Annotated in this window: 9 protein-coding genes; 5 read left to right on the plus strand and 4 right to left on the minus strand. The window is 46.9% G+C overall.

All coding sequences use genetic code 11. From position 1 onward, the window contains the following. Positions 1 to 259 precede the first annotated feature (259 nt). Complete coding sequence (locus tag RLO19_RS06305; protein ID WP_446354819.1) at positions 260 to 2,188, plus strand: CHASE2 domain-containing protein; 1,929 nt, start codon at positions 260 to 262, stop codon at positions 2,186 to 2,188. A 367-nt stretch (positions 2,189 to 2,555) separates the two neighbouring features. Here the strand turns inward: RLO19_RS06305 and RLO19_RS06310 are convergent, their stop codons facing one another. After that, complete coding sequence (locus tag RLO19_RS06310; RefSeq protein ID WP_446354821.1) at positions 2,556 to 3,197, minus strand: flavin prenyltransferase UbiX; 642 nt, start codon at positions 3,195 to 3,197, stop codon at positions 2,556 to 2,558. 177 nt (positions 3,198 to 3,374) lie between these two features. After that, positions 3,375 to 3,644, minus strand: a complete 270-nt coding sequence (locus RLO19_RS06315) for a hypothetical protein (RefSeq protein ID WP_446354822.1) — start codon at positions 3,642 to 3,644, stop codon at positions 3,375 to 3,377. 247 nt (positions 3,645 to 3,891) lie between these two features. Here RLO19_RS06315 and pheS point away from each other — a divergent pair, with 247 nt between their 5' ends. Next, on the plus strand, positions 3,892 to 4,896 hold the full coding sequence (gene pheS, locus RLO19_RS06320; protein WP_446354823.1) for a phenylalanine--tRNA ligase subunit alpha: 1,005 nt from the start codon (positions 3,892 to 3,894) through the stop codon (positions 4,894 to 4,896). Positions 4,897 to 5,055: 159 nt separating this feature from the next. Here the strand turns inward: pheS and RLO19_RS06325 are convergent, their stop codons facing one another. Next, on the minus strand, positions 5,056 to 5,793 hold the full coding sequence (locus RLO19_RS06325) for a 2-phosphosulfolactate phosphatase family protein (protein ID WP_446354825.1): 738 nt from the start codon (positions 5,791 to 5,793) through the stop codon (positions 5,056 to 5,058). Between the two features lie 113 nt (positions 5,794 to 5,906). Between RLO19_RS06325 and RLO19_RS06330 the strand changes: the two genes are divergently transcribed. The 3 genes from RLO19_RS06330 to RLO19_RS06340 all read left to right on the plus strand — a co-directional run bounded on the left by RLO19_RS06330 (position 5,907) and on the right by RLO19_RS06340 (position 9,382). After that, positions 5,907 to 6,572 (plus strand): L-threonylcarbamoyladenylate synthase, encoded by a 666-nt coding sequence (locus RLO19_RS06330; RefSeq protein WP_446354827.1) that lies wholly within the window; start codon positions 5,907 to 5,909, stop codon positions 6,570 to 6,572. A 419-nt stretch (positions 6,573 to 6,991) separates the two neighbouring features. Continuing rightward, positions 6,992 to 8,251, plus strand: a complete 1,260-nt coding sequence (locus RLO19_RS06335; protein ID WP_446354829.1) for a HetZ-related protein — start codon at positions 6,992 to 6,994, stop codon at positions 8,249 to 8,251. A gap of 423 nt (positions 8,252 to 8,674) precedes the next feature. Then, a complete protein-coding gene (locus tag RLO19_RS06340; protein ID WP_446354831.1) occupies positions 8,675 to 9,382 on the plus strand; it encodes a PHP domain-containing protein in 708 nt (235 codons plus the stop codon). 461 nt (positions 9,383 to 9,843) lie between these two features. On the opposite strand, the gene RLO19_RS06345 is transcribed toward RLO19_RS06340, so the two are convergent. Next, a partial coding sequence (locus RLO19_RS06345; RefSeq protein WP_446354832.1) for a hypothetical protein occupies positions 9,844 to 10,042 on the minus strand: 199 nt, incomplete at its 5' end.

Below are 10,042 nucleotides of genomic sequence, written 5' to 3' on the forward strand. Positions count from 1 at the left end.
TCATGACTGAAATTATACCACCTCTTGGGAAGTAATTGGAAATACTTCGGGCATTTAGCCCTCGCATTTCCCGCTATCCCCCAAAGGCTTACCTCCACTTCGTGAAGGTTGAAGCAAGATTCCCCTCGCGATTTAGGTGGCATAATGCGGGAAGGGGTTGGCTGCTACAGTCAGTTGGACAAATTTAAGGCATCTTCGGGTTCGAGTAATCTCTCCATAGCTGTCCAGCGGCTTCTGAGACGCTCAGAGATCTATTTTTATGGTTTTTCGCATCCCTCGAACGGTTCGTACTGCGTTACCCGATTTGGCACATCTGCGAGTCGTGGGAGTTTCAACCATTGCTGTGATCATTACCCTTCTGGGCGTGCGACACTTGGGTGGACTAGAACCGCTAGAACTGGCGGCGCATGATCAGTTTGTCCGCCTACTACCTCTGGAAACTGAACCTGACCCCCGGATCTTAGTTGTCGCGATTACAGAAGAAGACCTAGAAAATCAAAACCAGTGGCCCATCTCAGATCAGGTTTTAGCACGGGTTTTACGGCGATTGCAAGCCGCTGACCCCGCCGTTATTGGTCTAGATTTATATCGTAATCTTCCCGTGGAACCGGGTCATCAGCAGTTAGTTGAACAACTGCAACAACCGAATTTAATTGCCATTCAAAATATCGATATCCGCGCCGGAACTCCACCACCCCCAGAGGTATCACCGGAACGCATCGGTTTTAATGATATACCCCTTGACCCGGATGATGTGGTTCGTCGCAATTTATATATTGCGGAGAATGAAAGTGGCGGGCTTTTCTCATTTTCCCTGCTTCTGGCACTTACTTATCTAGAACGCCGTGGGATTGAACTGGAAGCTAGTCCCAATAACCCAGATATTCCCCAACTTGGTGAGGCTGTGTTGTCACCCTTAGCGGAAGATGCGGGGGGATATCAAAAGGTAGATACTAGAGGGTTCCAAATCTTACTCAATTATCGCTCCCCTAATCAGGTGGCGCGACAGGTTTCCTTGAGCGATGTTTTAAATGGAAAGGTTGATCCGAGTTGGGTGCAGGATAAGATTGTGATTATTGGTTCAACAGCACCCAGTCTCAAAGACTTATTCGCCACACCCTTTAGTCCCGTTTTAGACGAAAACCCAAAAATGCCTGGGGTTTTAATGCAGGCTCAAATGGTTAGTCAATTCCTTGATGCGGCGACTGGTGAACGTCCATTATTCTGGTTTTGGTCTCAACAGGAGGAAATTCTGTGGATTATTGGCTGGATTGCAATCGGTGGGATATTGGGGCGGGTGACGTATCATCCCCTGGCGTTAATTATTGGGGTAACGGGTAGTTTGGGGGTGTTATCCAGTGCTTGTTTTTACCTACTCACCCAAGGTGGCTGGGTTCCCTTGGCGGCGCCAGCATCAGGATTTGTGTTAACAGTAGCGATTTTTGTCACCCATCGCTCTTATGAAGCCCATCAACAGCAGCAGATTGTGATGAAGCTGTTGGGACAGAATACCTCTCCGGAAGTGGCTCAAGCTCTTTGGCAAGGTCGCGATCGCTTGCTAAAATCTGGGAAGTTACCGGGGATTCGCCTCACCGCCACGATGTTCTTTGCTGATATTAAAGATTTCAGCACCATATCGGAAAAAATGACCCCAGAGGCGTTGTTGGAGTGGTTAAATGAAATTCTGGGAGTGGTGACTCGGGAAGTCCTCCAGCGTCAGGGGATTGTGAATAAGTTTACTGGGGATGGGGTGATGGTAGCGTTTGGTGTCCCCATGTCACGTCTCCACAGAACCGAAGTGGCTGAAGATGCCAAAGCGGCGGTAGACTGTGCTTTAGCGATTAGCGATCGCCTCGAACAGATGAACCGGGATTGGCAACACCGAGGTTTACCTGTGATTGAAATGCGGATTGGCATTTTTACAGGTCCAGTTGTGGTAGGCAGTTTGGGGGGGAAAGACCGCTTAGAATATGGAGTTATTGGCGATAGTGTTAATATTGCTTCCCGGCTAGAGAGTTGTGAGAAACATCGTCAACCGACTCCCTGTCGGATTCTCATTGGTCAACAAACGCTGGATCAACTGCAAGGGGAGTTTGAGGTTGAATCCTGGGGACCTTTAGCCTTGAAGGGGAAACAGCAAACGGTGAATGTTTATCGCGTATTGGCACGAACCACGGTATCCGAGTAGAATGGCACTGAAATAAGCATTTTGACATCGCCTCCACCCTTCATATACCGTAGGGTGGGCATTGCCCACCAGCATACCAGTCAGTACCATTCGTCTCAGAGTAGGAGTGCAGAGTATACAAGGGAGTTCAAATGTTAGATCTGAATTTAGATTAAACGCAATCAATTAGACACCTAGCTAATGCTAAATTCAGGTTAACTACCGCCGTTAAAATTCAGTCCTTGTCAAGCGGACGAAAGGCAAGTGTAGCAGCGATTTTAATCGCCGTGACTTGGTTAGGGCGGGTTTAGTTACATCTGTTGTGAAGTAAGAAACGATAATTGTGAAACCCGCCCCTACAAATCATGCCATCGAGGGTCACAAAGGGTCAAATCTTTTCCCGAAAACCGCCTTGCCATCGCGTTAGGGGAACACAGTCAATATTCAGTTGATCAAAGGTACGCGCTACAACAAAATCCACTAAATCTTCAATGGTTTGAGGATTATGATACCAGGCGGGAATTGCTGGCACAATCTTTACCCCAGCTTCGGCTAGGGTGGTGAGGTTACGCAGGTGAATCAAGCTGAATGGGGTTTCACGGGGTACGATTATCAGTTGACGCCCTTCTTTTAACTGCACATCGGCTGACCGTTCCAATAAATCCGAACTCAAACCATTAGCAATTTTTGCCACTGTACTCATACTACAGGGGATAATCACCATTCCTAACGTCCGGAATGAACCACTGGCAATGGTTGCACCCACATCTCCCCAGCGATGACAAATCAGCTTACCTTTGGTGGGTACACCCGCTTGCTGACGCCAGAATTGTCCCTGCTGTTCAGGTTCTGGAGGCATACGGGTGTTTTGTTCCGCTTGCCAAACCATATAGGCTGATTTTGATGCCACGAGTTCGAGGGTATAGTCGGCTTCTAAGAGAAATTTCACGGCACGTACTGCATAGATTAAGCCAGAAGCACCAGTAATACCGAGGATTAAGGGGAAAGTTTGAGGATTGTCATTCGTCATTCGTTTATGTAAGGGTTTGAGGGATATTTACAAAAATTAACATAGTTTAGTTTATTTCCACCAACCTAATTAGATGCGTATCAGGCTAAGTTTCTACATAAACTAGAATTATTTTGTCAACAATATTCCTATTGCCCAGGGTTCTTAGCAAATGCACCATAGAAATCATCTTCATCTTCAACCAGATTTAAATCGATCTTGTTGGGGAATAAAAGGATTGGTGATTATATTGTCATTTATAATATCTGAATCCTTATCCTCACCGAAAGACGATAAATTACTCCCCTCTCCTGGTAGGAGAGGGGCAGGGGGAGAGGTCATTCCCAAGGTACTGGCATCGGATTTTAACCCATGAGTTTGCTGGGTAGACCACTCTTTATTGCCATATTCTATTGGCTTCCGGAAATTTCGCTTACGAACTCGCATCTCTAAATATAGCGATCGCACTCCTGATTATGGCTTTGGCGGAATATAATAAGGTCTTCCTGCCTGTGATGCTGCACAAGGGACAATACAAGTCCGAATAACTCTAGGACTTACGCTTCCTCGACGGCGCATCCGCTACCTGTAGGGGCACGACATGTCCTGTCCGGGCACGACATGTCGTGCCCCTACTCTCCCCTTGCTGTTAAGGGTAAACTAAGAAAAGCCTTGGCAAGCATTGCCTCTCTCAAACCTGATAACGACTGGATTCATGACTACTTCGCTCAACGAGCTAGAGACCCAATTAGTTGCCCTCAAACAAGAAGCCACTCCTGCGATCGCAACAACTGATACGCTGGATCAATTGGAACAGTTGCGCGTAAACTACTTGGGGAAAAAAGGACAGTTATCCCAAATCTTGCGCGGGATGGGGAAGCTATCCCCCGAAGATAGACCTCGAATTGGGGCGTTAGCGAATGAAGTTAAAGAAGCCCTCCAGCAATCCCTTGACAACAAACGCCAAGATTTACAAGCTGCCCAAATTCAGGTACAATTAGCCGCCGAAACCCTTGACGTAACGATGCCAGGGGTTTATCGTCCTCAAGGTCGGATTCACCCGCTCAATAGTATCATTGACCAAGTTCTGGACATCTTTGTGGGTCTGGGTTACACCGTCGCCACCGGACCAGAGATGGAGACAGATTACTATAATTTTGAGGCATTAAATACCCCCCAAGACCATCCGGCGCGGGATATGCAGGATACCTTTTACCTCCCCGATGGGAACCTACTGCGAACGCATACCTCTTCGGTGCAGATTCGCTACATGGAAAATAATGAACCCCCCATCCGAATTATTGCACCAGGACGGGTTTATCGTCGTGATACGGTTGATGCGACACACTCCGCCGTTTTCCATCAAATTGAAATTTTAGCGGTTGATGAGGACATCACGTTTGGGGATCTCAAAGGAACTTTAAAAGTATTTTTCCAAGAATTATTTGGTGAAGACGTAGATGTTCGCTTACGTGCTAGTTATTTCCCATTCACAGAACCTTCTGCGGAAATCGATGTGAAATGGAGAGGGAAATGGTTAGAGATGGGCGGCTGTGGAATGGTTGATCCCAATGTGCTGAAAACCGTTGGTTATGACCCAGAAATTTATACAGGGTTTGCGGCGGGGTTTGGCGCGGAACGCTTTGCTCTAGTTATGCACCAAATTGATGATATCCGCCGCTTATATACCAGTGATTTGCGCTTTTTGCAACAGTTTTAGATTAGGAAGCAGGGGGAGCAATGTAGAGACGTGCCATGGCGCGTCTGGAAGCAGGGGAAGTGGAGGGAGTATTGAATGTGTAGGGGCGGGTTTCATTATTATCGTTTCTTTCCTCACAAGGGATGTGAATAAACCCGCCCTGACTGATCGAGTGTTGACTCAGAATTTTCTGACTAACACTCCAGGTTCTTTCTGAATGGGCAAAACGTCTAAAAGATCAGCTTGGGCGCAATATTTTAAATCTTCGTGACAGTTTAACCGGAGTAGGCGTTGACCATGACTGGCATGGTGAAACAATTCTAACAAGTTGTCTTTCCACTGAGCATAAAGGGCAAGAGCGCCGATGACTTCATCATTACCCGCAATATCGCCAAGAGAATGATCGGTGTGAGTGATGAGGCTATCTGCGATCGCACCGGCACAAGCGGTATCTTCTAGGGAGTAGGAACCCTCCCAGCCTGAACCCACGAGCCAAACAGTTTCGGGCTTTTGCTCAAGCAGATACTGCACCACCGTCTGACGATTCACCATGGCGGCGGCTAGCACCACAGGGGCGTTCTGCACACGCTGTAAGGCGCGAGTCCCATTCGTCGTCGTGATAAACAAACGGCATCCCTGGACGCGCTCTGGCGTGCAGTCTAGGGGAGAATTGCCTAAATCAAAGCCAGCGACTTTTGAGCCGCCCCGTTCTCCGGCGCGAAGGCGTTTTTCTGGGAGCCATTTTTCGCTCACTTGCATTAACTGCTCAATATCGCTGAAGGCTTGAACCGCTTCAGCACCCGCGTGCAACGCTGTGGCAATGGTAGTTGTAGCTCTTAGCACATCAACCGCGATCGCACAGTCTGGCATCCTATCGGTTGGGGTAAGTTCGGGGGTGTGGTAAATAAATAGCTTCACTGGCTCAGTGCACCTGCTTTTTCAAATGCCGACTCCATATTGTACCCACTTAAGGTCATAGGGGTTTAGGTTTTTATTAGATCATCTAACCATTGCAATCATTTTGAACGATTATGGCAACGATTTACACGCTCCATCCGGAAACGCCTCAAATACGCCGAATAGAGAAAATAAGGGACGACCTACGAGACGGTGCGGTGATGTTATATCCCACAGATACCGTCTATGCCATTGGTTGCGACCTAAATGTCAAATCGGCTGTGGAACGGGTCAGGCGTTTAAAGCAACTCTCGAATGAGAAGCCGTTAACGTTTTTGTGTTCCTCGTTATCCAACATTTCTGAATATGCTTGGGTGAGTGACCCAGCTTACCGAATTATGAAACGCTTGATTCCTGGACCCTATACCTTTGTGCTACCCGCAACCAAATTAGTACCCCGACTAGTGATGAGTCCCAAGCGCAAAACCAGTGGTATCCGAGTTCCGGATCATCCGGTTTGTCAAGCCATACTCGAAGCGTTAGGCAACCCCGTCATTTCCACGTCGGCTCATTTACCCGATGAGATGGGACATTTCCCCACTGTGGGACTTGAAAGTGCCAAACTCTTTGATCAGTTTGAAGGTTTAGTGGACATTATTGTCGAGGATGGCTCGGAACCCGGTTTCCAGGTATCTACCATTCTGGATATGACTGGGGATGAACCGACAATCCTGCGCCAAGGTTTGGGATGGGAAGCCGCAACGGCGTGGGCTGTACCCGCTAGCCAGAGTTGGGAATAAGGTGAGACTGATGGGTGTAACCCTTTAAAGTTAAACCCAATCCAGTTAGGCTTTCGCTGCTCAGCATTCGGACTACAGGAGACAGACGGCGGATTTCGGACGAAAGTCCACAAATAAATCCAGTTTGTCAATTGTCTACTCTCACTCACTCCAACAGCCATGGAAATAATAGACCCTTGTCAAGTGCCTAAATGCAGGTGGAGCAAGGGTTAGCAGCCATAATCCTAGTCCCTAAATCGGTAAGGGTGTCTGCCGTTTACTCATGATCTCTTGTTTAGTGACACACCACTCAACCAAAGACTAAGCATAACGTTTTACATTCAAATTGTGGACAGCAACAGAGTATTTATTCCAAATAACCACTCGTTCCTCTGCTGATGTCTGGGTAATTCGTAACTGTAGTCTTTAGGGGCAATACCATGAACGTTAAAACTGTAAAATCTATCACTCAACCTTCCCCAAACCACCTCGATAATCCGGAAGTTTTCGGCACAGACACTCAAAGTTTAATTGATCTGTTGCTAGAGGAAATGTGGTCGGCACTCTATGGTTCCAAACCTTTAGGTCAAAACAATGGTGGTTCTGGTTCTGGGTCCAAACCTCTACCCAGTCGCGCTCAAGTGGTGGCAAACCGGATAGCGCTGGAGGTACAACGAATCTGTAGCAAGAGCGATCGCATTCAAACCTCTGGTCAAGTCCGCTCGTGGCAATTAACCCTGGCACGTCACCGCTTACACAAGTGTTTAGGCTACTATAAATTGGGTTCTAAGCAAGGGCGTGTTGAATTACACAGCACATTAAGTGCCATGGTTTATCGCCATATCGCCCAACCCCAATCCCAGTTAAAATTCTCGGCTCGCTATAATTTGATTGAGGACTTTTTACAAGACTTTTATGCTGAGTCCCTCAAAGCATTTCGCCGGGAAAATGAGGTAGATGTGGACTACACGCCTCGCACTCAAATTGAACTGGCGGAGTATATGGCGTTTACGGAACAGTATGCTAAGCGGCGAATTACGTTACCGAACCGTTGCAGTCAACAGCTTATCGTCCTGAGAGCGCAAAGTTTTGCCAGACGCCAACCTAGTGAAACTCCTCTGGATATTGAGCAGGCGGTGGAATTTGCCAAGGGGGAAGAAGCCCAAGAGCTCAGCCGTTCACCGGCGATGCAACAAGTGCGGGCTCACTTGGTCGCTCAAACCACTGATCCGAGTGAGTCGGTACTGCGCGATCGCGTGGTTACTGAACTGGTCAACTATCTTGAGCAACAAGGTCACTCCGACTGCGCGGATTATCTGGTCTTAAAGTTACAAGACCTCGCCGCACCGGAAATCGATGAGATTTTAGGGTTAACCCCCCGCCAACGTGACTACCTACAACAGCGCTTTAAATATCACGTCGAAAAATTCGCCCGGTCATCCCACTGGAAACTGGTACACCAATGGCTTGGAGCTGATTTGGATCAAAAATTAGGCATGTCGTCTGACCAATGGGAAACCTTTTTAGCTGAACTTGATCAGCAACAACAGCAACTACTGTCTCTCAAACAAGCCCACAAGAGTGATGCTGAGATTGCAAAAGCCCTCAAGTGTACACCCAAACAACTGCAAAAGCGCTGGACTAAGTTATTAGAATTTGCCTGGAAAACTCGCAATTCCGAAGTTTCTCTTGCCAACTAAGGAGTGGAACAGGTGAATATGGAGGAGGTCGAACAAAAAAATTTGATTCTCTTAGCTTGTCATTTTAACGGTTCAAATCCAACCGTTATCCCCCTCTAACTCCTCCAGTTTAGATGGGGGATTCTCCTGAGAGTATCGATTCAATAAGGAGTTGCGGCTCATTGTAGGAGCATATTTCAGACGTAGCCTATTACCTCCAGGACGCAGGGGAAAGATTAGCTAATTTTATGCTGACAAGAGAAAGGACTAATGGAAAATGTGACCGCTTTACAGGGTGTCTACAGACGATGACTAATAATTTTTGCTAAGGTAGTGTTAACAATTTGAAATGATTAGGACGTATTTCTGGGCAAGCTTACTGTCTTGAGCAGTTGAGGAGAGCCTCTCATTCATTAGACTCATCTATTAATAATATCAGCAAACATGGTGGTTAAAATGGCTCCAGTTTTAATATCATCCCCAGTAACAGAACAAGATCAACACGCTCTCCGGCAGGTCTGGCAAACCTTGGGTCCCGATAGTTGTCCTCGTTCCTACAATTTCCATTGTCATACTACGGCTTCTGATGGTCAGCTTCATCCCAGAACGTTAATTGAACAAGCCATTGCCATCGGTCTGAAAGGGTTTGCTATCACTGATCATCACACAATCGATGGCTATCAAATGGCTCAAAACTTTCTAGATTCCCTCCAGCACTCTTTACCCACTCAGGCAATTCCTCACCTCTGGACTGGCGTAGAAATCAACGCTCGCTTATTAAATACGGATGTTCATATCTTGGGCTATGCTTTTGATCCCCACCATTCCAGCTTAAAGCCTTATCTCAAAGGCAAAGCCCCCCAACATCAGCAGGCTGAAGCGGCAACTGTAATTGATGTTTTGCATCAGGCAGGTGGCTTGGCGGTACTGGCTCATCCCTGCCGTTATCGACGTTCAGCCCATGAACTCATTCCCGCCGCCGCCAACATGGGAATTGATGGAGTAGAAACCTATTATGCTTACGCTAACCCCGATCCTTGGCATCCGAGCCCTAAGCAAACTCAGCAGGTGAAACAGTTAAGTACCACCTATAATTTGCTCAATACTTGTGGTACAGATACCCACGGTTCAAACTTGCTACGGCGTTTGTGACGGCAAGTCACAAATGATCAGCTCGATCAACCATAATTTGTAGGGACACGACATGATAATTTGTAGGGACACGACATGTCGTGTCCCTACTATGTATAGGGGTAAGTCCTCAGTTAAATCCCACTCTGCATCATCATTAGTATAAATATGCTCAAAGTCGTGAGGACTAGGAGGATACCTAGAGCAACCGATTGACCTAAATGTTTGGAACTTTGTGAAACTTTCATTTTTTTCGGTCTTTATTTTGAGGGTAGATTATGAACATATCAAACTTTCCGTTAAGTTTATGAAAAAAATTAATATATCTTAACTTTGCTTAAGATAAGTAAACTTTTAACTTGCGGTGGGGGTTTGGGGGATGTCCATCAGTATGAACAAACTCACGTATTGAAACGATCAATTCCTACTCTGATTTTGCATGGGCAGCATGATGAAGTTATTCCCATCAAAGAAAGCCTAATCTATGCCAAGGAACGGTCTTGGGTGCAGCTTATCCCACTCAACAGTGACCATGCTTTAAGCTGAAGTTCCCCCAGCCAAAAAATCAAAACTGCCTCACCGTGCGGCTTTGCGCGATTTTTTAGCCGCCCTACATGGGTACAATCGCGCTCAACCTTGATGTAGCGAGGGTTTTCACCGATCTCTTGTCTATTGCAAAAA

The sequence above is a fragment of the Coleofasciculus sp. G2-EDA-02 genome (assembly GCF_040226375.1).
GTDB lineage: Bacteria > Cyanobacteriota > Cyanobacteriia > Cyanobacteriales > Coleofasciculaceae > Coleofasciculus.